Source organism: Sphingomonas sp. Leaf5 (genome assembly GCF_001421155.1).
Classification (GTDB): Bacteria; Pseudomonadota; Alphaproteobacteria; order Sphingomonadales; family Sphingomonadaceae; genus Sphingomonas.
In genome coordinates, this window is sequence record NZ_LMJZ01000001.1 from 664,469 (window position 1) to 687,492 (window position 23,024).

At 67.3% G+C, this 23,024-nt stretch carries 23 protein-coding genes and 1 pseudogene; 12 read left to right on the forward strand and 12 right to left on the reverse strand.

All coding sequences use genetic code 11. The features are described from left to right. Positions 1–27: 27 nt before the first annotated feature. Both ASE50_RS03075 and ASE50_RS03080 read left to right on the forward strand, forming a co-directional pair. A complete protein-coding gene (locus tag ASE50_RS03075; protein ID WP_055998520.1) occupies positions 28–348 on the forward strand; it encodes a DMT family transporter in 321 nt (106 codons plus the stop codon). Between the two features lie 460 nt (positions 349–808). Beyond that, complete coding sequence (locus tag ASE50_RS03080; RefSeq protein ID WP_235512131.1) at positions 809–1,744, forward strand: alpha/beta hydrolase; 936 nt, start codon at positions 809–811, stop codon at positions 1,742–1,744. A gap of 399 nt (positions 1,745–2,143) precedes the next feature. Here the strand turns inward: ASE50_RS03080 and ASE50_RS19725 are convergent. From ASE50_RS19725 to ASE50_RS03095, 3 genes and pseudogenes are all read right to left on the reverse strand, one after another. Then, positions 2,144–3,120, reverse strand: a pseudogene (locus tag ASE50_RS19725) (IS30 family transposase); the annotation flags it as partial. Positions 3,121–3,401: 281 nt separating this feature from the next. Beyond that, complete coding sequence (locus tag ASE50_RS03090; protein ID WP_056395257.1) at positions 3,402–4,265, reverse strand: LOG family protein; 864 nt, start codon at positions 4,263–4,265, stop codon at positions 3,402–3,404. A 48-nt stretch (positions 4,266–4,313) separates the two neighbouring features. Further along, a complete protein-coding gene (locus tag ASE50_RS03095) occupies positions 4,314–5,006 on the reverse strand; it encodes an extensin family protein (protein WP_321163358.1) in 693 nt (230 codons plus the stop codon). A gap of 203 nt (positions 5,007–5,209) precedes the next feature. On the opposite strand from ASE50_RS03095, the gene ASE50_RS03100 reads away from it, so the two are divergent. Genes ASE50_RS03100 through ASE50_RS03110 form a run of 3 tightly spaced genes read left to right on the forward strand, consistent with a single transcriptional unit; the run spans position 5,210 to position 7,202 of the window. After that, on the forward strand, positions 5,210–5,869 hold the full coding sequence (locus tag ASE50_RS03100; RefSeq protein ID WP_056395260.1) for a GntR family transcriptional regulator: 660 nt from the start codon (positions 5,210–5,212) through the stop codon (positions 5,867–5,869). Positions 5,870–5,910: 41 nt separating this feature from the next. After that, positions 5,911–6,765: a DUF4886 domain-containing protein gene (locus ASE50_RS03105; protein ID WP_056395262.1), complete on the forward strand. Its 855-nt coding sequence runs from the start codon at positions 5,911–5,913 to the stop codon at positions 6,763–6,765. After that, positions 6,765–7,202: a c-type cytochrome gene (locus tag ASE50_RS03110; protein ID WP_056395687.1), complete on the forward strand. Its 438-nt coding sequence runs from the start codon at positions 6,765–6,767 to the stop codon at positions 7,200–7,202. Before ASE50_RS03105 ends, ASE50_RS03110 begins: the two co-directional genes overlap by 1 nt. A 120-nt stretch (positions 7,203–7,322) precedes the next feature. Here ASE50_RS03110 and ribA read toward each other — a convergent pair whose 3' ends face one another. The 4 genes from ribA to glpX all read right to left on the reverse strand — a co-directional run bounded on the left by ribA (position 7,323) and on the right by glpX (position 11,205). Further along, positions 7,323–8,384, reverse strand: a complete 1,062-nt coding sequence (gene ribA / locus ASE50_RS03115; RefSeq protein ID WP_056395264.1) for a GTP cyclohydrolase II — start codon at positions 8,382–8,384, stop codon at positions 7,323–7,325. Then, on the reverse strand, positions 8,381–9,175 hold the full coding sequence (locus ASE50_RS03120; RefSeq protein WP_056395267.1) for an exodeoxyribonuclease III: 795 nt from the start codon (positions 9,173–9,175) through the stop codon (positions 8,381–8,383). The genes ribA and ASE50_RS03120 overlap by 4 nt, the downstream gene beginning before the upstream one ends. 340 nt (positions 9,176–9,515) lie before the next feature. After that, complete coding sequence (locus ASE50_RS03125) at positions 9,516–10,136, reverse strand: LolA family protein (RefSeq protein ID WP_056395269.1); 621 nt, start codon at positions 10,134–10,136, stop codon at positions 9,516–9,518. A 109-nt stretch (positions 10,137–10,245) separates the two neighbouring features. Then, the gene (gene glpX / locus ASE50_RS03130; RefSeq protein WP_056395276.1) at positions 10,246–11,205 is read right to left on the reverse strand and encodes a class II fructose-bisphosphatase; all 960 of its coding nucleotides are present in this window, start codon (positions 11,203–11,205) and stop codon (positions 10,246–10,248) included. A 112-nt stretch (positions 11,206–11,317) separates the two neighbouring features. Here glpX and ASE50_RS03135 point away from each other — a divergent pair, with 112 nt between their 5' ends. Next, positions 11,318–11,677 carry a hypothetical protein gene (locus tag ASE50_RS03135; RefSeq protein WP_156347258.1) on the forward strand — a complete coding sequence of 120 codons (360 nt, stop codon included), beginning with the start codon at positions 11,318–11,320 and terminating at the stop codon, positions 11,675–11,677. Between the two features lie 54 nt (positions 11,678–11,731). Further along, positions 11,732–12,007 (forward strand): hypothetical protein, encoded by a 276-nt coding sequence (locus tag ASE50_RS03140; RefSeq protein WP_156347259.1) that lies wholly within the window; start codon positions 11,732–11,734, stop codon positions 12,005–12,007. Between the two features lie 82 nt (positions 12,008–12,089). Here the strand turns inward: ASE50_RS03140 and ASE50_RS03145 are convergent, their stop codons facing one another. Then, positions 12,090–12,605, reverse strand: coding sequence for a ferritin-like domain-containing protein (locus tag ASE50_RS03145; RefSeq protein ID WP_056395279.1), 516 nt, complete (start codon positions 12,603–12,605; stop codon positions 12,090–12,092). Positions 12,606–12,678: 73 nt separating this feature from the next. After that, complete coding sequence (gene hisN, locus ASE50_RS03150; RefSeq protein WP_056395287.1) at positions 12,679–13,461, reverse strand: histidinol-phosphatase; 783 nt, start codon at positions 13,459–13,461, stop codon at positions 12,679–12,681. Between the two features lie 98 nt (positions 13,462–13,559). Here hisN and ASE50_RS03155 point away from each other — a divergent pair, with 98 nt between their 5' ends. From ASE50_RS03155 to ASE50_RS03165, 3 genes are all read left to right on the forward strand, one after another. After that, positions 13,560–14,561 carry a phospholipase A gene (locus ASE50_RS03155; RefSeq protein ID WP_056395293.1) on the forward strand — a complete coding sequence of 334 codons (1,002 nt, stop codon included), beginning with the start codon at positions 13,560–13,562 and terminating at the stop codon, positions 14,559–14,561. A 44-nt stretch (positions 14,562–14,605) separates the two neighbouring features. Beyond that, positions 14,606–15,157 carry a peroxiredoxin gene (locus tag ASE50_RS03160; protein ID WP_056395295.1) on the forward strand — a complete coding sequence of 184 codons (552 nt, stop codon included), beginning with the start codon at positions 14,606–14,608 and terminating at the stop codon, positions 15,155–15,157. A 124-nt stretch (positions 15,158–15,281) separates the two neighbouring features. Continuing rightward, entirely contained in the window at positions 15,282–16,337 is a 1,056-nt protein-coding gene (locus ASE50_RS03165) for a GGDEF domain-containing protein (protein WP_056395298.1), read from the forward strand. Positions 16,338–16,597: 260 nt separating this feature from the next. On the opposite strand, the gene ASE50_RS03170 is transcribed toward ASE50_RS03165, so the two are convergent. After that, positions 16,598–18,223 carry an NAD(P)/FAD-dependent oxidoreductase gene (locus tag ASE50_RS03170; protein ID WP_056395303.1) on the reverse strand — a complete coding sequence of 542 codons (1,626 nt, stop codon included), beginning with the start codon at positions 18,221–18,223 and terminating at the stop codon, positions 16,598–16,600. A 78-nt stretch (positions 18,224–18,301) separates the two neighbouring features. Here ASE50_RS03170 and ASE50_RS03175 point away from each other — a divergent pair, with 78 nt between their 5' ends. Both ASE50_RS03175 and ASE50_RS03180 read left to right on the forward strand, forming a co-directional pair. After that, positions 18,302–20,692, forward strand: coding sequence for a DUF3772 domain-containing protein (locus ASE50_RS03175; RefSeq protein ID WP_056395306.1), 2,391 nt, complete (start codon positions 18,302–18,304; stop codon positions 20,690–20,692). Beyond that, positions 20,689–21,441 (forward strand): dienelactone hydrolase family protein, encoded by a 753-nt coding sequence (locus tag ASE50_RS03180; RefSeq protein WP_056395309.1) that lies wholly within the window; start codon positions 20,689–20,691, stop codon positions 21,439–21,441. Before ASE50_RS03175 ends, ASE50_RS03180 begins: the two co-directional genes overlap by 4 nt. A gap of 147 nt (positions 21,442–21,588) precedes the next feature. On the opposite strand, the gene ASE50_RS03185 is transcribed toward ASE50_RS03180, so the two are convergent. Beyond that, the gene (locus tag ASE50_RS03185) at positions 21,589–22,011 is read right to left on the reverse strand and encodes a CoA-binding protein (RefSeq protein ID WP_056395312.1); all 423 of its coding nucleotides are present in this window, start codon (positions 22,009–22,011) and stop codon (positions 21,589–21,591) included. Between the two features lies 1 nt (position 22,012). Next, positions 22,013–22,984 carry an Mrp/NBP35 family ATP-binding protein gene (locus ASE50_RS03190; RefSeq protein ID WP_056395316.1) on the reverse strand — a complete coding sequence of 324 codons (972 nt, stop codon included), beginning with the start codon at positions 22,982–22,984 and terminating at the stop codon, positions 22,013–22,015. Between the last annotated feature and the right edge of the window lie 40 nt (positions 22,985–23,024).

The window sequence follows — 23,024 nt, forward strand, 5'->3', positions numbered from 1 at the left end:
TACCGAGCCCGCTGAAGGAGAAACGCCATGGCATGGGCCATCTTGGCGGTTGCGGTCGTGTGTGAGGTCATCTGGGCGCTCAGCCTGAAATGGGCGGCGGGGCAGGGGACGCTGCTGGCGTCGTCGGTGCCGATCGGCCTGTCGTTCGTGAACATGGCACTGCTGGCGCTGGCGATGCGCGGCATTCCGGCGGGGACCGCCTATGCGGTGTGGACCGGGCTGGGCGCGATCGGCGTCATCATCGGTGGGGCGCTGCTGTTCGGCGAACGGATCGCCCCGTTGCAGGCCGGGTTCATGGTCCTGATCGTGGTCGGTGTAGCGGGAACCAAGCTGTTCGCCCAGGGGTGATTCTCGTCCGCGGAAGGTTGCGAAGGTTACACGGTTGCGACCTTTGGCGGGGTGGTCTGGACGGTCATTTCAAAGAACGGATCGAGTGTAGTTTGCCGACTCCGTGTAGGAAAGCGGTGAAAACTGTTGCCGTTTAACAATGCGATAGCCTCAATTCCGTTTTTGGTGGCCGGCGGGGTGGGGTGCCGTGAGAGGCTGTGGGGCAATGCCGGATCGTGCCGCCTAGGTGTGGAAGTGGACACTGGCGGCTCTTCGCAGTGATCCGAGCGGTTCGCCGGGCGCTCCGGAACGGTTCGATCGCCCCGGCAACGGTCCGGTGCGGGACGAAAACACCGCTGCCTTGGCGGACCGGCACGCCTACTTCCGAGATCGCCGTTAACGCTAACAGAATCATTGGACAATGGGTGCGCGGCTGCCGATACTCGCCTGATAATAAAGGGAGAGGATGGTCATGACAGGTATGAAACACGCGCGTCTGCGCGCGCTGGCGTGGACGATTGGCGGGGCGCTGATCACGGTGGCAGCACCGGCGCTGGCGCAGAGCGACAAGATGGAGCCGATCGCGATCCCGGCGCAACCGGATGCGATCCCGCTGAAGACCGGCACGCTGCCCGACGCGAAGGCGCGCGAGGCGTGGCACCAGCAATATGGCAGCGTGTTCGCGCGGAACGTCACCGACGCGACGCTGACGCCGTTCCTGCCCGATCCGGCCAAGGCGAATGGCACGGCAGTGATCGTCGCGCCGGGCGGCGGGTTCCGCACGCTGTCGATGCAGAACGAAGGTTGGGACGTCGCCAGGGCGCTGGCGGCGCGCGGCGTGGCGGCGTTCGTGCTGAAATACCGGCTGAACCAGACGCCGGCCGATATGGCCGGGTTCGAACAGTCGATGACCGCCATGTTCTCCGCCACCGCACAGCGTCCGCCCCGACCGAACCCGGCCAGCGCCGCGAACGCGCTGGCACCGCAGATCGCCGATGCCAATGCGGCGTTCGCGCTGGTCCGTTCGCGCGCCGGCGAATGGAAGGTCGATCTCAACCGGATCGGGATGATCGGCTTTTCGGCCGGCGCGATGCTGACGATGGCGACGACGCTGTCGTCGAACGCAGCGAAGCCGGCCTTTATCGGCGACATCTATGGCCCGTTGTCCGCCGCGACCGTGCCCGCCGATGCCCCGCCGCTGTTCGTGGCGCTCGCCGCCGACGATCCGTTCTTCGCCAATGCCGGGTTCGGGCTGATCGATTCGTGGAAGGCGGCGAAGCGGCCGGTCGAGTTTCACCTGTACGAACAGGGTGGTCACGGTTTCGGCATGTATCCGAAGACGACGACCAGCACCGGCTGGTTCGAAGCGTTCGCCAAGTGGATGGAAATGCATGGCTGGATGAAGCGGGCGGCGTGAGGTTGTCGCCGCGGTGTTGGGGGGGCTCGGTTCTGTTGGTTTGACGAGCGGGACTTTGACCAGCGGCTGCGGGTCGAGAGCGTTTCGAACCTGGCCGATGCCTGGCGGTATCCCAGCGGAGGCCGGGGTCCAGTTGGGGAGGCGCTGCGGCGGACCGGTTTACGTCCCCCAACTGGGTCCCGGCCTCCGCCGGGGTATGGTTTGGGCTGGTGGGCGGGTTTTTTTGCTCAATCCGGGGGATGCCGTCTTTTTGCTGGCGAAGGAGAAGAAGCGGGACCCCTGTGGATTCACATTCGAAGTGCAACGGGATGAAGGCTTCGGCGGGGGTTTGGAAGCCGAGGCATTTTCGGGGCGTATGGTTGTGTTTGGCGAGGATGGCGTTGAGCGCGCGCGGCGACNCCGGGTGTGGATTCACATTCGAAGTGCAACGGGATGAAGGCTTCGGCGGGGGTTTGGAAGCCGAGGCATTTTCGGGGCGTATGGTTGTGTTTGGCGAGGATGGCGTTGAGCGCGCGCGGCGACAAGGCGTGAGGTTCGGTTTTTCTGGGCAGGTCGCGTCTGAGCCGTCCGATGGCGTTTTCGACGCCGCCCTTCTGCCAGGGCGACCGTGGATCGCAGAACCAGGCGTCGATTTTGAGTTGCTGCTCGATGCGGCGGTAGCGGGTGAACTCGGTGCCGTTGTCGAAGGTGACGGATCGTCGCAGTCGTTCGGGTAGCGACCGCAGCATCCGCACCAGCGCCGTCGCGACGGTATCGGCCTTGAGGCTGTCCTGCCGCACGGCGATGGTGAGCCGCGAGGTACGTTCGTGCGCGACGATCAGTGCGTGGCCGGGCTTGGAGAAGAGCATGGCGTCGGCCTCCCAGTGACCGGGTTCGCAGCGGGTGGCGACGTCGGGCGGCCGGTCGTGGATCGTACGGCCGGTCGGGCGCGGCCAGCCACCTTTGGTGCGCCGCCCACGTTTGTATTTGGCGCGCGGCAGATAGTGGCGCCAGCGCCGGTCGTTGGTGCGCGTGAGCTGGGCGTAGACGAAGCGGTAGATCGTCTCATGGCTGATGACCGGGTGCCCGGCTTGGCGGGCGAGGCGGCCCGAGACCTGCTCGGGCGACCAGCCTGCGGCGAGGCGGTCGAGGATGGTCTCGCGCAAGGCGTCCTCGCGCTCCAGCCGGCAGCCGCTCCAGCGCCGCGCCTCGGCCTGCGCCTGGGCATAGGCGGGGCGGTAGCCGACCTTGCTGCCAGCATTCCGTTTCAACTCGCGCGAGATCGTCGATGGCTGGCGATCCAGAGCTGCAGCGATTTGCCGGATCGATTGCCCGGCTTCATGAAGCCGGGCAATCGAACACCGTTCCTCGAGCGATAACTGACGGTAGATGGACATGGCAGCACCTGTCTCAGGTGTTGCACTTCGTTTGTGAACTCAGAGAACACCGTTCCTCGAGCGATAACTGACGGTAGATGGACATGGCAGCACCTGTCTCAGGTGTTGCACTTCGTTTGTGAACTCAGAGGGGTCCCGCTTCTTTCTTCTTCGTCCGGGCAAAGGAAGAAGCGGGGCCCCGGATCAAGTCCGGGGTGACGTGAAAGTCTGGGAAAGGTCCCGCTTTCACCACGAGACCCCAGCCTTCGCTGGGGTAACGAATAGAGCAGGAAGAGGACCTCCTATTTCCGGTCCTCATAAAACTTCTTGACCACGTTCCACCCTTCCTCCGCCGTTTCAACGAAGGTGATGAGATCGAGATCGCGTTCCGAGATCACGCCTTCCTCGACCAGCGCGTCCCAGTTGACGACCCGGTTCCAGAATTCGCGACCGTAGAACAGCACCGGGATCGGCTCGATCTTGCCGGTCTGGATCAGCGTCAGCAGCTCGAAGCTCTCGTCGAACGTGCCGAAGCCGCCGGGGAACACCGCGACCGCGCGGGCGCGCAGCAGGAAGTGCATCTTGCGCAGCGCGAAATAGTGGAACTGCATCGACAGCGCCGGGGTGACGTAGGGATTCGGAGCCTGTTCGTGCGGCAGGACGATGTTGAGACCGATCGATTCGGCCCCTGCCTCGTTCGCGCCGCGATTGGCCGCTTCCATGATCGACGGGCCGCCGCCCGAACAGACGACGAAGTGCCGCTTGCCGTTGACGTCGTTGGGAAACTGGCTGGCGTTGAACGCCAGTTCGCGCGCCACGTCGTAATAATGCGCCTTGGCGACGATCCGCTCGGCAATCGCGCGCGCCTTGTCGTCCTGCGCGAGATCGAGCAGCATTTCGGCCTTGTCCGGCTCAGGGATACGCGCCGAGCCGTAGATGACGAAGGTCGAGGCGATGTTTGCTTCATCGAGCAGCAGCGAGGGTTTCAGCAGTTCCAGCTGGAATCGCACCGGCCGCAGATCGTCGCGCAACAGGAACTCCATGTCCTGAAACGCCAGTCGATAGGCGGGATGCTCGGTCTGCGGGGTGGAAAGCTGGGCGCGGGCCGCCTCGGCCTCCTGCTTGGCCCCGCGGAACACGCGGGACGGTACTTTGGTATCAGTCATAGGGGAGTGAATTTAGGCACGTCGGCAAACAGCGGCAAGCGGGTTGCGTCACCGGCACAGCGGTCGCCCGCCCATGTCGAAATGAAAATGGTTGGTATGCGCCGCGTTATACTCGGGGCCGAGCGTGGTGACGAAACGCTTGCAGGCCGAGCGATGGACGATGCGCAGGAATTCGCGGATCTGTGGGTCGGGGCTGTTCCAGTCGCGCTCGATCGAAATGCGGCGGCCGTCCGCCAGCACGAAACTGCCGATATCGACCGCGTTGGCAAGGCCGTGTTCGGACACGCGCCCCGCCGCGCGACTGCCGCCACCGACGATACCCCGACAGACATAGGTGCCATAGCTGTCGATCCGCGTCACCTCGCTGCCCAGCAGGTGCCGGGCGGCCGGGCGGACGCCGTGGCGGACCCAGCCGGTCAGCGCCCGCGCCGCCGGACAGCGTATCGCCTTCAGCCCGTTCACCGGCGTACCGATGTCGAGCAACTGCACCGCACCCAGCACGACGCAGCCCGATCCATAGTCGCGATCGGGCAGCGGGCTGAACCGGACCTCGGCACGCGACAGGTCGGCGAAGCATTGCTGCGTGTCGCGCGGCGTCTGCCCCGACAAGGTGATCGGGCCCGACGGGCGCGGCGCGATCGGTCGTGCCGGCGGCGCGGGTTCGGGACGGTCGCCACCGATACAGGCCGACAGGAACAGGATCGCAAGCAACAGGGTGAAACGCGAAGGGGCCATCGCCATCGTGGTTCCACGTCGCCGGCGGCTTCACAAGCGGCGATGCGACCGGCCGTGCCGCCCGGTCGGGAATCGGATCGAACGGTAACCGTTGTCACGAAAAGATTGATTACCGGGCACATTTTTGAATATGTACGACTTTTGGCTGCCCGGATGACGGGAAGTCCACCCGCCCTCCGGCAACGGACCGCATTGCAAAGGAATGCAGCGTGACTATCGTCGTCCGAACCCTGTCCGATCGCGTGTTCGAAATCGTCCGCGAACGGATCGTCAGCGGTGCGCTGCCCGAAACCTTTGCGATTCGCCAGGATGCGCTGGCCAGCGAACTGGGCGTCAGCAAGATCCCGCTGCGTGAGGCACTCGCCCGGCTGGAACAGGAAGGGCTGGTCGCCGGACAGGCCAATCGCGGCTATACCGTGCGGCCGATGTCGGCGTTGCAGGCGGAGGAAATCTACGAACTGCGTCTGGCGGTGGAGCCGGGTGCCGCCGCCTATGCCGCGATCCATGCCGACGAACTGCGGCGCGCGGCGGTGATCGACGCGTTCGAGCGGCTGGACGGCGCGCCGGCCCGCGACCTGCTGGAAGCGGCGGCGCGCAACCGCGCGTTTCACGCCGCGCTGGTGGCGGCGAACGGGCGCGACCTGACCATCGATCTGGTGCAGCGTTTGTCGGTGTTGGCCGAACGCTATGTCGTCGCCCATCTGCGTCCCGCCGGGCGGGGCGACCGCGCCTATGTCGAGCATCGTTCGCTGCTCGACGCATGGCTGGCGCGCGACGGGGTGGCGGTGCGCAACGTGCTTACCCGCCATCTCGAAGCGACGATCGAGGATTTGCGTACCGAATTCGCCGCAGCGGTCGCGCTTGCCTGACGCGGGGTGGGCCGGGGCCGGCGGCTGGGGTAGGAAGCGGTATGCTCCGTCTGCTCCTGACCCTGACCGCCGTGTCGCTGGCGACCTGCCCCGCATCCGCCCGCGACATCCTGTTCATCGGCAACAGCTTTACCTTCGGTGCCGGATCGCCGGTCGAACGCTATCGCCCCGACAGCGTCACCGACCTGAACGACGACGGGATCGGCGGCGTGCCCGCGCTGTTCCGTGCCTTTGCCGAACAGGCCGGGCTGGACTGGAGCGTCTCGCTCGAAACCTCGCCGGGCAAGGATCTGGCCTATCACTATGCCAACCGGCGGGGTGCGATCGACCGGCGCTGGGACGTGGTGATCCTGCAGGGCTATTCGACGCTCGACGCCCGGCGGCCGGGGAACGCCACCCGTCATGGCGAAGCGGCGGGCAAGCTGGCGGCGTTGGTCCACGCCCGCAATCGCCAGGCGCAGGTGACGCTGGTCGAAACCTGGTCGCGCGCCGACCTGACCTATCGCCCCGGCAGCCGCTGGTCGGGCAAGCCGATCGCGGCGATGGCGAACGATCTGGCGGCGGCGAACCGGCAGGTGGCAAGGACGGTGCCGGGCATCGCCGGCACGATCCCGGTCGGCAGCGCGTGGAACGACGCGATCGCCACCGGGCTGGCCGACGCCAACCCCTATGACGGAATCGATCCGGGCAGGATCGGACTATGGGCCGACGATCACTATCATGGCAGCACCGCCGGCTATTATCTGGAGGCGCTGACCATCTTCGGCCGGGTCACCGGCTTTGACGTGCGCCGGCTGGGCCCCGACGAGCGCGCCGCCCGCGATCTCGGCCTGACGCCCGCCATTGCCAAGGCGTTGCAGCGGGTCGCGTGGAAGACGTTGCGGCGGAATCGCTGATGCGCTGGCTTTTGCTTGCCCCGTCCCTCACCGAGTTTCTGACGGCGTGCGGCGGCGGCGATGCCGACCGTGCCGGGCGGCTGCGCGCGGCAGGGCCGAACGCCGGGCTGGCGGGGTTGCTGGCCCATGCCGATGCCGGTGCGGGGCGTCGCGCCTTTGGCCGATGCGCGGCCTGCCATACGATCGGGGCGGGGCGGCAGGCGCTGGCCGGACCCAATCTCCATGGCATCATGGGGCGCAAGGTCGCCGGCGACGCGCGCTTTGGCTATACCCAGGCGCTGATCGACCATGGCGGCCGCTGGAACGCGGCGCGCATGGACGCGTGGCTCGCCGCGCCGTCGCGGGTGGTGCCGGGGACGCAGATGGCGTTTGCCGGCGTCCGCGACCCGATGGAGCGCGCCGACCTGATCGCGTATCTGACCGAGGAAAGCCGGTGATTCTCCCCTCCCTGGCAAGGGAGGGGCGGGGGTGGGTTGGCCTGCGTGGGACGGTGACCGTGCGACAACCGGCCAACCCACCCCCAACCCCTCCCTTCCAGGGCGGGGAGCTGTCGCGCCCTATAGCTGATGCCCGGTACGATCGCGCTTCGTTGCCAGATAGCGTTCGTTATGCGGATTAGCCGGCAGGTGATGCGCGACCCGTTCGATGACAGTAATACCCGTTGCTTCCAGCCCGGCGACCTTGGCCGGGTTGTTGGTCAGCAACCGGATCTGCCGCTGGCCGAGCAGCGCCAGCATCCGCCCGGCGACGCCGAAATCGCGCGCATCGATGGCGAAGCCGAGCCGGGTATTGGCGTCGACCGTGTCGAACCCCTGATCCTGCAGCGCATAGGCGCGCAGCTTGTTGACCAGCCCGATCCCGCGTCCTTCCTGCCGCAGATACAGCAGGATGCCCCAGTTCGCATCGGCGATGGCGTGGATCGCGGCATGGAGCTGCGGCCCGCAATCGCATTTCAGGCTGCCGAGCACATCCCCGGTCAGGCATTCGCTGTGCAGCCGGACCAGCGGCGGGTGCCCGTCGGGCTGACCGATGACCAGTGCGACATGCTCGCCCGCCGCATCGGGCGTGCGGAACGCGACGATCTCGCTGTCCTCGGCCCCCGCCACCGGCAGTCGCGCGCGGGTGACGATCGCGAGCCGATTGGCATCCTCATGCGCATCGATCGCTTGCGGGGTGATCGTCACCTCCGCATCGGTGCCGTCCGCGACGAAGGCGGGCAGCAGGCCGGCCACCCGGGCGAGGCGCAGCGCGGCGGTCGCGGCGACCGGCGCTGCCACGTCGATGCTGCGAAACGGCCCCTTCATCGGCGTGGCGAGGTCGAGTTGCGGGTCGGCCAGCGCCGTCGCGGCGGCGAAGTCGGTCCATGCCTCGCGCCGGATCGCCACCGGATGATCGGGTTGGGCGGCGGCGCGCTGGTTGACGATCCGCAGCGTTTCGGCCCGGCCGAACGACAACAGGATATGGCCGGTACCATCGGGATCGAACCGCGCCAGCCGTTCGGGATCGGCGGTCTCGATCGGCAGCAGCGTCAGCACCGGCTCGCCCGGCGCGGCGATGGCGATCGGCCAGCCGCGGCGCAGCGCATCGATCGCGCGGGCGACGTCGCGGGTCTCGCTCAAAACGCGAACTCGGTGACGATCGGGATATGGTCGCTCGGCTTCAGCCAGCTGCGGCACGGTTCATGGACGCGGTGCGCGACCGCCTTTGCCGCGACGTCGCGGCTGGCCCACATATGGTCGAGCCGCCGTCCGCGATCCGACGCCGCCCAATCCTTCGCGCGGTAGCTCCACCACGTATAGAGCCGCTGCGGTGCCGGTACGAACTGGCGGCCCAGATCCACCCAGTCGTTCGCCGCCTGCAACCGCGCCAGCGTCGCGACCTCGATCGGCGTATGGCTGACCACGTCGAGCAATTGCTTGTGGCTCCACACATCGCTTTCGAGCGGGGCGACATTGAAATCGCCGACCAGCAACGTCGGGATGCCCGACAGGCCGTGCGACCATTCGATCATGCGTTCGAGGAAATCGAGCTTCTGGCCGAACTTCGGGTTCAGCTCGCGGTCGGGCACGTCGCCGCCAGCGGGGATATAGACGTTCTCGATCCTGAGCCCGTTGGCCAGCCGCACGCCCAGATGCCGCGCCTCGCCATTGGCCTGCCAGTCGAGCCGGTCATCCTCGGCCAGCGGCACTTTCGAGATCACCGCGACGCCGTGGTGCATCCGCTGCCCGTTGATCGCGATATGGGTATAGCCCAGCCGCCGCAGCGGTTCGTACGGGAAATCGCGATTCTCGACCTTCGTTTCCTGAAGGCACAGCACATCGGGCTGCGCTTCACGCAGGAACTGCTCGACGATGTCCATGCGGAACCGGACCGAGTTGATGTTCCACGAAGCGACCGAAAGCATGTCCATGCAGCGCCTGTATCGTCGGAGAAGCGCCTGCGCCAGACATGGAAAGGCCCCCGCTCCGGGGGCATGGAGCGAGGGCCGACCTAGCGTTCGTTACGCAGGCGGGCGTTGAAGACCCGGGCAACAGGGGGGAAAATCCCGGACGCGCTCCAACACCGCGAGATCAGCCTTAGGGCTGCGAACCTGTCGCCAACATGAACGCTTTCTGTAATTTTCTAAAAATACCGGACATATGCGTTGAACCGCGACAAATGCAGCGGGCCGCGTGTCATTCGCCGGTATCGGCATCGCCGGCCACTCGCGAATCGGTTTGCGCTGAAACAGGTCGGCCGCGACGGTGCGCCTATCGCCGCGGACGGCTGGGTTCGTTGAACCGGAACGCATTGTCGGCGACCGGGACATTGAACTTCTGGTTGGTCAGGCGGACCGTGGTCCGGTTCGCCTGCGCATCGAGCGCGACCCAGCCCTGCAGCATCAGCCCGGCGGGGGCGGAGGGCTGGCGCGCGAACACCATCGTGATCCGGCCATATTCGGGACGTTTCGGATCATAGGCTTCGACGCTGACGATGCGCGGATCGTTCGACGGCACGACCCGCGCGAATTTCGATGCGTCGCGTTCGGGGTTCAGCAGGATGCCGAGCGGCGAGTTGCCGATCGGCCAGCGTTGCTTCTGCCCGACCTGATAGTCGAGGAAGTACAGCGATTTGCCATCCGACACGAGCAGGATCGGCACGCCCTTTTGATACTGGAAGCGGATCTTGCCCGGCTTCTTGAGCGTCAGTTGCCCGGTCAGCACGCGGCCGTTGCGATCGGTCTGGCTGAAATCGGCGGTCATCGTCTGCGTCGCCGACAGATGCCGCTGAACCGAGGCGAGATCGTTCCGCGGTGCCTGCGCAGATAGCGCGACCGGGGCGGCAAGGGCGACGGCGAGAGCGAGCGGGCGGATGGGGAATCTCCGTATCATGGTGCCGGGGTAGGATCGGCGCATTGAACGCGGCGTGAACCCATGGGTTGCGAGATAACTCCCCTCCCTTGTCAGGGAGGGGAGTAGAAAGCGGGTGCCGCCCGCCCGCTTATAGCCGGTGTTCGCCCTTCACCCAGCGGACCGTGCCCGAACTGGCGCGCATCACGACGCTTTCGGTGGTCATCTTGCCCTTCAGCCGCTTGACCCCGGCGAGCAGCGAACCGTCGGTCACGCCGGTCGCCGCGAAGATGCAGTCGCCGCGCGCCAGTTCGGTCAGGTCGTACTGCTTGTCGAGGTCGGTGACGCCCCATTTGGCGGCACGCGCGCGTTCGTCGTCGTTACGGAACAGCAGCCGGCCCTTGAACTGCCCGCCGACGCAGCGCAGTGCCGCCGCCGCCAGCACGCCCTCCGGTGCGCCGCCCGACCCCATATACAGGTCGATGGTGGTGTCGGGATCGCTGGTCGCGATCACGCCCGCCACGTCGCCGTCGCCGATCAGCATCACGCCGCAGCCGACCGACCGCAATTCGGCGATCAGCGCGCCATGACGCGGGCGGTCGAGGACGCAGACGATGATGTCGCGCGGATCGACGCCCTTGGCCGTGGCCACCGCCGTCACATTCTCGGTCGGCGACCGGTCGAGGTCGATGACGCCGTCGGGATAGCCCGGACCGCACGCGATCTTGTCCATATAGACGTCGGGCGCGTTCAGCAGCCCGCCCTTTTCCGCGATCGCCAGCACGGCGAGGCTGTTCGGACCGGCGGTCGCGCAGATCGTGGTCCCTTCCAACGGGTCGAGCGCGATGTCGATTTCAGGGCCGTTGCCGGTGCCGACCTTCTCGCCGATGAACAGCATCGGCGCTTCGTCGCGCTCGCCCTCGCCGATCACGACGGTGCCGTCCATGTCGAGTTCGTTCAGCGCGGCACGCATCGCTTCGACGGCGGCGGCGTCGGCAGCCTTTTCATCGCCCCGCCCGACCAGCGTCGACGCGGCGATCGCCGCCGCTTCGGTAACGCGCACCATTTCGAGAACGAGGACGCGGTCGAGCGTGTTGCTGACGGGCTGCATAGGGTGAGGCTCCGGGCTGTTAAACATATTAAACAAGCGATAGGCGACCGACCCTTGCCCGGCAAGCCGGATCGTTCGATACCTGTGCCGGTCGCTTCGGGGAGGCATGGGCATGACGGCATGGGTGGCGTTGCTGGCGATGATGCAGGACGAAGGCCGGGCGGCGGCGATGATCGCGCGGGCGCGCAGCCTGACGCAGGTCGCGCAGGCGTGCCACGCCGATGCCGATGCCGACGAAATCATGGTGTGCGCGCGGCGTAACGCCGACCGGTTCCGCGTGCCGCTGTCGACGCCGCCGGCCGATGGCGACCCGCGGGCGGTCGACGCGCTTGGCGAGCGTGAACGGTTGCTGGCGGTACCGCAACCGTCCTGCGGGACGGCGGCGTTCCTGCAAGGCTGCGGGTTCGTCGGCATGACCGCGTCGACCCGGCGCGGCGGCAGTATCGCCGCGCCCCGGCCGTTGGCGAAATAGGCAACCAAAGCGCCGATAACGGGTTCGGAGATGCAGGTTTATGGGGAGCGTGCCATGTCGATGACGCTGTTGTTCGCGCTGGTCCTGCAATCGGCACCGGTGGTGACGAAACTGAATGTCGCCGAACCGGTCGATTGCGTCGTCACCCCGCGCGCGCTGGGCTGTCCGGAACGGCGCAACGAGCGTTTCCGCCTGGGCGATAGCGACGAACCGGCGTTCGACCGCAAGGCCGATGGATTGAAACAGGACGGACGGCAATGCGGGCTGCTGGGATCGCAGCAATATTGCACCCGCAAGCCGCGCACGATCCTGTCGGCACCGACCAACTGACCCTGCGCTTCGGACCGCGCCCTTCCGAGCGTTTCACACGGGTTTCGAACGAACGGGGCGGCACGATGCCGCCCCGCACGCCTCACGCCTCGGCGAGTTCGGCCTGTGCGTTGACCTTGTGTTCGGCCATCGACGTCAGCTTCTCGTCGGTGGCGCGTTCTTCCGCCAGCGTTTCGCCTAGCAGCGCGGCGATATCCTCCCGGCCGAGTTGCCGCGCCCATGCGATCAGCGTGCCGTAGCGAGTGATCTCGTAATGCTCGACCGCCTGCGCCGACGCGATGAGCGCGGCGTCGAGCACTTTCTTGTCGGCGATCTCACCGGCGACCTCGTTCGCTTCCTTGATGATGCCGTCGATCGCCGGACAGGTCACCGCCTTCTTCGTCGCGCCGTGCAGGTCGAACACCTGTTCCAGCCGGCGGATCTGCCCTTCGGTTTCGGCCAGATGGCGTTCGAACCCGGCCTTCAGTTCGGGATCGGTCGCCTTGGCGATCATCTTCGGCAACGCCTTGGTGATCTGGTTCTCGGCGTAGAAGATGTCCTGAAGCTGATGGACGAACAGGTCGTCGAGCGTCGCGATATCCTTCGAAAACAGGCCCATGACGGTTTCCTTCGCTGGCGGGGTGATGCCACCCTCAACGATGCGGTCCGCCACGGGTTGCGTGGAAAGCGCGTTACCTGCCGCGACAGGCGAGCAGTTCGACGACATCCTCCAGCCGCGCGGCATCGCCCAGCGCGATCACCTCGCCGATGCTGCCGGCATGGAGCGGATCGCCCGACCAGTCGCTCATCGTGCCGCCCGCGCCCTCGACCACCGGTACCAGCGCGGCGAAATCGTGCAGCTTCAGCCCCGCTTCGACCACCACGTCGATATGCCCCGACGCCAGCGTGCCATAGGAATAGCAATCGCCGCCCAGCACGGTCGAGCGCACCTTCGCCTCGACATGTTCGAAGCCGTGCAACTGCCCGTCGTCGAACAGGGCCGGACTGGTCGTCGCCAGCAATGCGTCGGCCAGATCGCGGCAGCGACGGGTCCGGGCCGGTTGCCCGTTGAAGGTCGTGCCACGCCCGATCGCCCCGACCCAGCGTTCGCCGATGATCGGCTGGTCGATGACGCCCAGCACCGGCCAGCCATCCTCGACCAGCGCGATCAGCGTGCCGAAGATCGGCCGTCCGGCGATGAACGACCGGGTGCCGTCGATCGGGTCGAGCACCCATACCCGCCCGCTGGTCCCTTCGCGGACACCATATTCCTCACCCTGAATACCGTCCGAGGGCCGTTCGCGCTCGATCAGAACCCGCATCGCCGCCTCCGCCTCGCGATCGGCGAGCGTCACCGGCGAGGCATCCTCCTTGATTTCGAGGCCATAGTCGCTGCGGAAGCGCGGGCGGATCGCGGCACCGGCGGCATCGGCCAGTTGCGCGGCAAGGGTCAGGTCGGCGGCGGTGACGGGCATGATGGGCCTTTGCATTGCGAACCGTCAGATAGGCGGTGGAGCGGGCAAAGCGCAAACGATGCTCGCGGTTGTCGCAAATGGCTGGCACAGATGGGGCCATGATCGCGCTCGCCCTGCTGCTCGCTGCCCCGCCACAAGTTCGGATCGTCGCCGAACCGCCCGCTTCGGTCGCCGCGGCGGAGGGCGGGGTACAGGTATTCGCGCTCAACGAAGGCGGCGAAGCGGTCGAGATGGTACCGACCGAGATGACGGTCGTTACCGGCGACGGTGCGCGGTTGCGGATCGTGCCGGCCGAACCGGCGGCAGCCACCATCGCGCCGGGCGGGTTTCGGGCGCTGCGTTACCGGGTTGCCCCGTCGGCGGTCGCGCAGGTCGCGCCGGTGACCGTGCCTGGCGGCGAATCGACGGTCGCAACGGCGGCAGGTGGCACATCGGGCTTTCTCGACCGGTTCGAACCGCATGCGCCGATCTACGGCGTGTTCGGCCTCGGATCGGACGGGGCGAAGCTGCAATTCAGCCTCGCGGTCCGTCCGTTCGACGGTGCAGGCGCGCTCGACGGGGTGCGCCTTGCATGGACGCAGACGATGTTCTGGGCGATCGACCAGCCGTCCGGGCCGTTCCGGTCCACTACCTACAGCCCCGAAGTCTATTATCAGCGCGCGCTGCGCGACGACGTCGTCGGTGCGGTCGGCTATGCCCATGATTCGAACGGCCGCGATGCCGGATCGATCGACGTGAACCGCCTGTTCGCCTCGGCCGGCTATACGGTGCCGATCGGCCGTGACTGGCGCGTCGAGGTGACGCCGAAGCTGTGGACCTATGTCGGTACCGGCTATCGCGATCTCGACCGCTATTGGGGCAATTGGTCGCTGGGGGCCGCGATCGGGCAGACCGATGGCTTGCGCATCGCCGCCTCGCTGCGCAATCCGGCGGGCAGCCGGCGCGCGGGCGAGGTGTTCGCCTCCTACCCCCTCACCCGGATCGGTGGCGGCACCGGACTGTACGTTTTCGGACAGGCGTTCAGCGGTTACGGCGAGGCGATCGACGATTATCGTCTGCGCAGTTCGAGCGCGCGTCTGGGCATCGCCTTCACGCGTTAGCATACTCCGTTCTCACGACGACCTTTCGACCAAGGAACCGCCCGATGCGTATCGCCCTGCTTGCCGCTGCCCTGACCCTGCCCTTTGCCGCGCCGCTGTCCGCCGCGCTCGCGCCCGGTGCGAAGGCACCCGATTTCACCACCCAGGCGGCGATCGCGGGCAAGGCGTTCACGCTCAACCTGCGGTCGCAGCTGCGCAAGGGGCCGGTGGTTCTGTACTTCTTCCCCGCGGCATTCACCGGTGGCTGCAATGCCGAGGCGAAGGCGTTTGCCGATTCGGTCGACCAGTTCAAGGCGGCGGGCGCGACCGTGATCGGCATGTCGGCCGACCCGATCGACAAGCTGCAGGCATTTTCGAACGAACATTGCGCAGGGCGTTTCGCCGTCGCCAGCGCCGGTCCGCGCGTGATCCAGGGGTTCGACGTCGCGCTCAACCGCCCCGCCGCCGCCGATGGCAAGGCGCGTACGATGACCACGCGCACCAGCTATGTCATTGGACGCGATGGCCGGATCGCCTTCGTCCATTCGGACATGAACCCCGCCGACCATGTCCGCACCACGCTGGCGGCGGTACGCGGCCTCGCCGCGCCGCGCTGAGGCGAACCGTGACCGGTGCGGTAATCGTGCATCAATCGTGAATCGCCGGGCAACCCGATCTTAGCAAAGCCAGCCTATCCCTCCTGCTCACGGTTTGGTGGGCGGAGGGACATGCGCGGTGTATATGGAAAGAATCGGTAGCGTGACCCCGGCCGGCAACGGCCTGGTTCGTGCGATCCTCACTTTCCTCGAAGACCAGCGGCTCGAACCCACGCCCGTCAACTACACCTTTGCCTACCGGGTCATGAGCGATCCGGCGGGCGCGCTTGCCCGCGAAGTCGCGCGGCGGACCGATGGCGGCTTTCGTCTGAGCAGCGGCGAGGTCGAGATGCTCGGCAACGCCATCGAGGCCGGTATTCGGTCGCCCGGTCCCGCCGAGCCGGTTCCGCCGCCGTCCGGATCGGCCCCTGCCGCTGCCCCCGACGCCGAACGGGTTGCCGAAACCCAGCGACAGGTCGCCGGGTTCGAATCGATGGTGTCGGCGATCCACAACGAAACCCGCGATTTCGGTCGCGATCTGGCGGCCAGTGCCGACGCGCTGAGCGCCGTGCCGGGGACCGACGTCGTCTCGGCCATCGCCGAACTCGCGCGGATCACCGCGTCGATGCGGGCACGGGTCGATATCGCCGAAACGCGGCTGGCACAGGCGACGCGCGAGGCGAGCGCGTTGCGCCAGGAACTGGCCGTCGCGCATGAGGATGCCCGACGCGATCCGCTGACCGAACTGCCCAATCGTCGTGCGTTCGAATCGGCGTCGACCGATCGCGACGACGGCCCGTTCCATGTCGCGCTGTGCGACGTCGATCACTTCAAGTCGGTCAACGATCAATACGGCCATCCGGTCGGCGACCGCGTGCTGAAGGCGATTGCGGCGACGCTGGACCGCGAATGTGCCGGGCATCTGGTCGCGCGCTATGGCGGCGAGGAATTCGCATTGCTGATCGGCGGCGTCGACCGGGCGACGGCATTCGACATGCTCGAACGGGCGCGCCGTGCGGTCGGTGCGCGCCGCTACCGCCTGCGCGAGACCGATACGGTGATCGAGGGCGTCACCATGTCGGCCGGTCTGGTGACGTTGCGGCCCGGCGAGACGATCGTCGACGGCGTCGGCCGGGCGGACCAGCTGCTCTATGCGGCGAAGCGTGGTGGCCGGGACCAAATGGTTGGCGAAACCGGCTAACTGCTGGCGGAAATTGCGCCAATATCGCGACGCAACTCCGACAGTTTCCAGTAAAATCTATATAAAACAATACGTTAAAGAATTGGCACGGCCCCTGCAAAGCTGTTGGCATCGCCGGCGAGATGGTTCGCACGGCAAGCAGGGAGTTACCACCATGATCCGCCTCGACCTTCGCCAGCAGTTCGCCGCCGCCTTCGCCGCGTTCTTCGTCTCCGCCCTGTTGCTGTCGGCCGCCGCGCCGGTCGTGCCGATCGCCTGATCTATTTACCGGTCAGGGCGCGGCCGACCGCCTCCGCGACCTTGATGCCATCGACCGCCGCCGACAGGATGCCACCGGCATAGCCGGCCCCTTCGCCGGCAGGGAACAGGTTGGCGGTGTTGAGGCTTTGAAAGTCATCACCCCGCGTGATCCGCACCGGCGACGAGGTCCGGGTCTCCACCCCCGTCATCACCGCATCGGGATGGTCATATCCCGGAATCGTGCGGCCGAACGCGACCAGCGCCTCGCGCATCGCCGCCACGACGAAATCGGGCAGGCATTCGGCCAGATCGGTCAGCTGCACCCCCGGACGATAGGACGGAACGACGCTGCGCAACTCGGTCGACGGCCGGCCCGCGAGGAAGTCGCCGATCAGCTGTGCCGGCGCGCGATAGTCGCCGCCGCCCGCCGCATAGGCGCGTTCCTCCCAATGGCGTTGCAGCGCGATTCCCGCCAGCGGATGACCCGGATAATCGCGCGCCGGATCGATGCCGACGACGATGCCCGAATTGGCGTTGCGTTCGTTGCGCGAATATTGGCTCATGCCGTTGGTCGCGACGCGCCCGGGTTCGGAGGTCGCGGCGACGACGGTGCCGCCCGGACACATGCAGAAACTGTAGACGGTGCGCGCATTGGTGCAGTGGTGCGACAGCGTATAGGCGGCGGCACCCAGATCGGGATGGCCGGCGCAGGCACCGAAGCGCGCCTGATCGATCCAGCTTTGCGGATGTTCGACGCGTACGCCGATCGAAAACGGCTTGGGTTCGAGGAACACGCCGCGATCGTGCAGCATGTGAAAGGTGTCGCGGGCGCTGTGGCCGAGGGCGAACACGACGGGGGCGTCGGTCGACAGCGTCTCGCCGGTCGACAGCGTCAGGCCGGTCAGCCGCCGGGTACCGTCGGCCGCTTTCTCCACTTCGATATCGTCGACGCGGTGCGAGAATCGATATTCGCCGCCCAGTTCCTCGACGGTCGCGCGCATCGATTCGACCATCTGCACGAGGCGGAAGGTGCCGATATGCGGATGCGCCTCGGTCAGGATTTCCTCGGGCGCGCCAGCCTTGACGAATTCGATCAGCACCTTGCGACCCAGATGACGCGGGTCCTTGATCTGGCTCCACAATTTGCCGTCGGAAAAGGTGCCGGCACCCCCTTCGCCGAACTGCACGTTCGATTCGGGGTTCAGTTCGCTGCGCCGCCACAGGCCCCAGGTATCCTGCGTCCGCTGCCGAACGACCTTGCCGCGTTCGAGGATGATCGGACGGAACCCCATCTGCGCAAGGATCAGCCCGGCGAACAGCCCGCACGGTCCGGCACCGACGACGATCGGGCGGGGGCCGGCATAGTCGGCGGGTGCCTTCGCGACGAAGCGGTAGCCGGTATCGGGCGTGGGGCCGATATTGCGGTCGCGGCGAACGCGCGCCAGCACCGGCGCTTCGTTGCGGACCGTCACGTCGACCGAATAGACGAGCTGGATATCGTCCTTGTCGCGCGCATCATGCGCCTTGCGCGCGACGGTGTACCGGATCAGGTCGCGCGGGGTGATCCGCAACCGGTCGCGGATCGCGGCCGTCAGCGCCTCTTCCGGGTGATTGAGAGGCAGTTTGAGTTCGGTGATGCGGAGCATCCGGCCATCTACCGCCTGTCCGCGAACGGGGGAAGCGTCGCGATTGTCCCGGCGGCGCGATGGCGATAGGCCGGGGGCATGATGGCAATGTTGCGAACCCTGCTGTCGTTGCTGCTGATGGTGACGGCGATCCCGGCGCTGGCGCAGGCGGCCGGCGATGTGACCACCCGGCTCGACGGTGCGGCCAGCGAATTGGGGCTGGTCGACGGGGCGCTCGACACGAAGCTGGAACAGGGCGACCGTACCGCGCTGCGGGCGAGGGCGCAGGTCGTGCGGGCGACGACCCTCGACGCCGCGCAGCAACTGACCGGCGATCTGGCGCGGATCGACGCACGGCTGGCGCAGCTGGGGCCGGCGGCATCGGGCGAGGACCCGGCGATCCGCAGCGAGCGGACCGCACTGGCACGGCAGCGGACCACGATCGATTCGGCGACGAAGCGCGCCAAACTGTTGTCGGTCGAGGCACAGCAGTTGATCGACGAGATCCAGGAAGGACAGGCGGCGGAGATCAGCCAGAAATGGTTCGGTCGCGGTGCTTCGCCGCTGACCCCGGCCTTCTGGAGCGCGATATTCCGGGCGGTGCCGCGCGATGCGCACCGGATCGAGCGGTTCGTCGCGGCCGAGGTCAGCACCGTCGCCGCCGCCGCGCCGGGGCGGATGTGGCTGGCGTTGCTGGGGCTGGCCATCGCCATCCTGTTGCTGGGACCGGCGCGGCTGGCGGCCGGACGGGTCGGCCAGCGGCTGCTGATCGAAGGTGCGCCGGGGCGGCGGGTGCGGCGATCGGCCAATGCGCTGGGCCGGGTCTTTGTCGGGACGCTCGCGCCGCTGCTCGCCGCCGTGGCGGTGCTGACGGGGCTGCGCTGGGCCGGGCTGGTCGCGCCGGGCTGGAGCGCGATGCTCGACCAGTGGCTGGTCGCGATCGGCTTTACCGGCTTCACCAGTTCGGTGCTGGGCGCGGTGCTGATGCGGGGCAGCCCGAGCTGGCGGATCGCACCGATCGGCGATGCGGTCGCGGCGCGGCTGCGACCCTATTCGTTTCTGCTGGCGCTGCTCGCCGGCTTCGCGATCGCGATCGATGCCGGGCACAGCGCGATCGGGACCACTGCCGCCGCGCGGACCGCGACCGCCGCCGTGCTGGCGCTGGCGCATATCCTGCTGATCGCGGGGGCATTGTTCGCGATCGGCCGGTTGCGGGCGGAGGCGAGCGCGGGCGAGGATGCGCCGGCGCGCACCGGGCTGGCCGCCGTCACGTTGTTCGCATGGTGCGTCGCCGGCGTCGCGCTGCTGGCGCTGGCGGCGGGGTATATCGGGTTCGGCCTGTCGGTCGGACAGATGGCGGCGTGGACGCTGGTGCTGGGTGCGGCGGTCTATCTGGCGCTGGCCGCGATCGACGATGTCGCGACGACGGTGTTCGAACGATCGAGCCCGCTCGGCCTTGCGCTGACCCGCGGACTGGGCCTGCGCGGCGGCACGGTCGATCAGTTCGGGGTGTTGCTGTCGGGGGTGCTGCGGGTGCTGCTGGCGGTGCTGGCGCTGGCGCTCTGGCTGTTGCCGTTCGGCGGCAGCGGCGTGGCGGACATCTTTACCCGGCTCGGCGATCTGGCGCGGGGCATCCAGGTCGGGGGGGTAACGATATCGCCGGGTGCGATCCTGCGATCGGTGCTGGTACTCGCGATCGGGCTGACGCTGGTGCGCGCCTTCATGCGCTGGCTGGAGGGGCGATACCTGCCCGCCACCGAGCTGGATGGCAGCGGACGCAATTCGGTCAGCCTCGTCGCACGCTATGTCGGCATTGCGCTGGCGGTGATCTGGGCGCTGGCGTCGCTGGGCATCGGGGTCGAACGGATCGCGCTGCTGCTATCGGCGCTGTCGGTCGGCATCGGGTTCGGCTTGCAGGCGATCACCCAGAATTTCGTGTCGGGCCTGATCCTGCTCGCCGAACGGCCGATCAAGATCGGCGACCTCATCCGCGTCGGTACCGACGAAGGCGATGTGAAGCGGATCAGCGTGCGGTCGACCGAAATCACGCTGGCCGATCATTCGACGCTGATCGTGCCCAATTCCGAACTCATCACCAAATCGGTGCTCAACAAGACGCTGGCCAGCCCGCTGGGACGGATACAGGTGCAGTTTTCGGTCCCGATCACCGCTGATGCCGCGGCGGTCCAGCAACTGGTGATGGATGCGTTCGCCCGGGAAGCGGCGGTGCTGACCGATCCGGCCCCCGCCGCGTTCATCGACGCGATCGTCAACGACCGGATCGCGTTCAACTGTTTCGGGCATGTCGAATCGCCGCGGGCCGCGTATCGGGCGCGCAGCAACCTCCTGCTCGACCTGCTCACCCGCTTCCGCGCGGAGGGGATCGAGATGGGCACGGTGCCGCAGCGGCTGGAACTGGTGGCGGCCTCGCCGGGCGATCCTATTCCCCCCTTGCCAGCCGATCCCGCCGGCGGCACGGCGCGGTCATGATCCTGCGCAGCGACGAATTTGCCGACCTTCCCACCGCCGATGGCGGGGTGATGCGGACCCATGTCTTTCGCCCGGTGGCGGAAGGACGGTTTCCGGGCGTGATACTCTATTCCGAAATCTATCAGGTGACTGCGCCGATCCGGCGGCTGGCGGCGTTCATCGCCGGGCACGGCTATGTCGTCGCGGTGCCGGAGGTATATCATGAATATGAGGCGCCCGGCACGGTGCTGGCGTATGACAAGCCGGGCACCGATCGCGGCAACGACCTGAAGTTCGCCAAGCCGGTTGGCGGCTTCGATGCCGATGCGACGCGGGTCCTCGATTTTCTCGGCAGCCATCCGGCGTGTTCGGGGCGGATCGGGGTGGCGGGCGTGTGCCTTGGCGGGCATCTCGCCTATCGCGCCGCGCTCGACGCCCGCGTGGCGGCGGCGGCGTGTTTCTATCCGACCGATATCCATTCCGCGACGCTGGGCGCAGGGCGCTGCGACGACAGTCTGTCGCGGATCGGCGAGATCGCGGGCGAGATGCTGTTCGTGTGGGGGCGGCAGGACCCGCATGTGCCCTATGCCGGGCGGCAGGCGATCCGCGAGGCGCTGGAGGCGGCAGGCACGGCCTATGAATGGCATGAGGTGAATGCGCAGCACGCCTTCCTGCGCGATGAGGGGCCGCGTTATGATCCGGCGTTGTTCGTGAGCGCGACGGGGTGGATGCTAGCGTTGTTCGCGCGGGTTTTGGGCGGGCGGGTTTGAACCTGCCCTGATCTCTCTCGCTATCCGTTTGCTTCGAGCCTTTCGAGTACCGTAGTCGAGAAGGGTTGCTCCAAGCAGGCCGTTCTCGACGGACGCTTCTCGACAAGCTCGAAGCTGCTCGAACCGAACGGGTTTGGGTGCGGTAGGCTAACCGACCGCCGCGACCCCCAGCCGCGGAATCTCGATCTTCGGACAGCGATCCATGACGACCTGCAAGCCCGCCGCCTCCGCACGGGCGGCAGCGGCGTCGTTGACGACGCCCAACTGCATCCACACCGCCTTCGCGCCGGCCGCGATGGCGGCATCAACCGCCTCGCCGGCAGCGGCCGAGTTGCGGAAGATGTCGACGATATCGATCGGTTCCCCGATCTGGTCGAGGTCGCGGAACACGAATTCGCCGTGGAGATGCTCGCCGGTGATCTGCGGATTCACCGGGATCACCCGATATCCCTGCCGCTGGAGATACGCCATCACGCCGTAGGACGCCCGGTCGGGACGATCGGACGCGCCGACCAACGCGATGGTGCGTGCTTCGGTCAGCAGGGTGCGGATGCCGTTGTCGTCGAGCATGTCAGTTTCTCGCCAGCCAGTCGCCGACTTGTGCGGCAATCTCCTTGAACGGATCGGCTTCGGCACCGTTCCCGGCCGCAGGCGGCGTGCCGGCATCGGATGCGCTGCGAATCGCGAGCGTCAGCGGGATCCGGCCGAGGAACGGGATGCCGAGCGCCGTTGCCTGCGCCTCCGCGCCGCCGTTGCCGAACGGGTCCGATGCCTGCCCACAATGCGGACAGACATAGCCGGCCATGTTTTCAACGAGGCCGATGATCGGCACGCCGGCCTTGACGAACAGGTCGATCGCGCGCGTGGCGTCGATCAGCGCGAGGTCCTGCGGCGTCGAGACGATGACCGCGCCCGCCGGCTTGTGCTTCTGGATCATGGTCAGTTGCACGTCGCCGGTACCCGGCGGCATGTCGACGACCAGCGTGTCGGCCATGTCCCAGTGCGCGTCGACCAGCTGGGTCAACGCGCCGGCCGCCATCGGCCCGCGCCATGCGATCGCCTGTCCGGCCGGCACCAACTGTCCCATCGACAGCAGCGGTACGCCCAGCTTCGTCGCGACCGGCACCAGTTTCTTGTCGTGCGCCTCGGCCTTGATCCCGTCGACGCCGAGCAGGCGCGGCTGCGACGGGCCATAGATGTCGGCGTCGACCATGCCGACCTTGCGCCCCGAACGGGCGAGCGCGATGGCGAGATTGGCGGCGAGGGTCGATTTGCCGACCCCGCCCTTGCCGCTGGCCACCGCGACGATGCGCTGCGCGACGCGCTCGCTGGTCTGCGCCACGCGGACGCCGGCGATGCCGGGCGCGGTCAGCGCCACTGTGCGGACATCCGCCTCCAGCGCGTCGCGCGCCGCCGGGGGCAGGCCGGTCACGTCGAGGATGATGCTCGCCTGATCGCCGGTCACTCGCACGGTCGCCCGCCCGGCGGCGACGGGGGCGAGCAACGCGTCGAGCGCGGCGGCGGGGGTCGAAGATACGGTCATGGGCGCGATGTAGCGTCGCCCAAGCGCGTTACCACTGTAA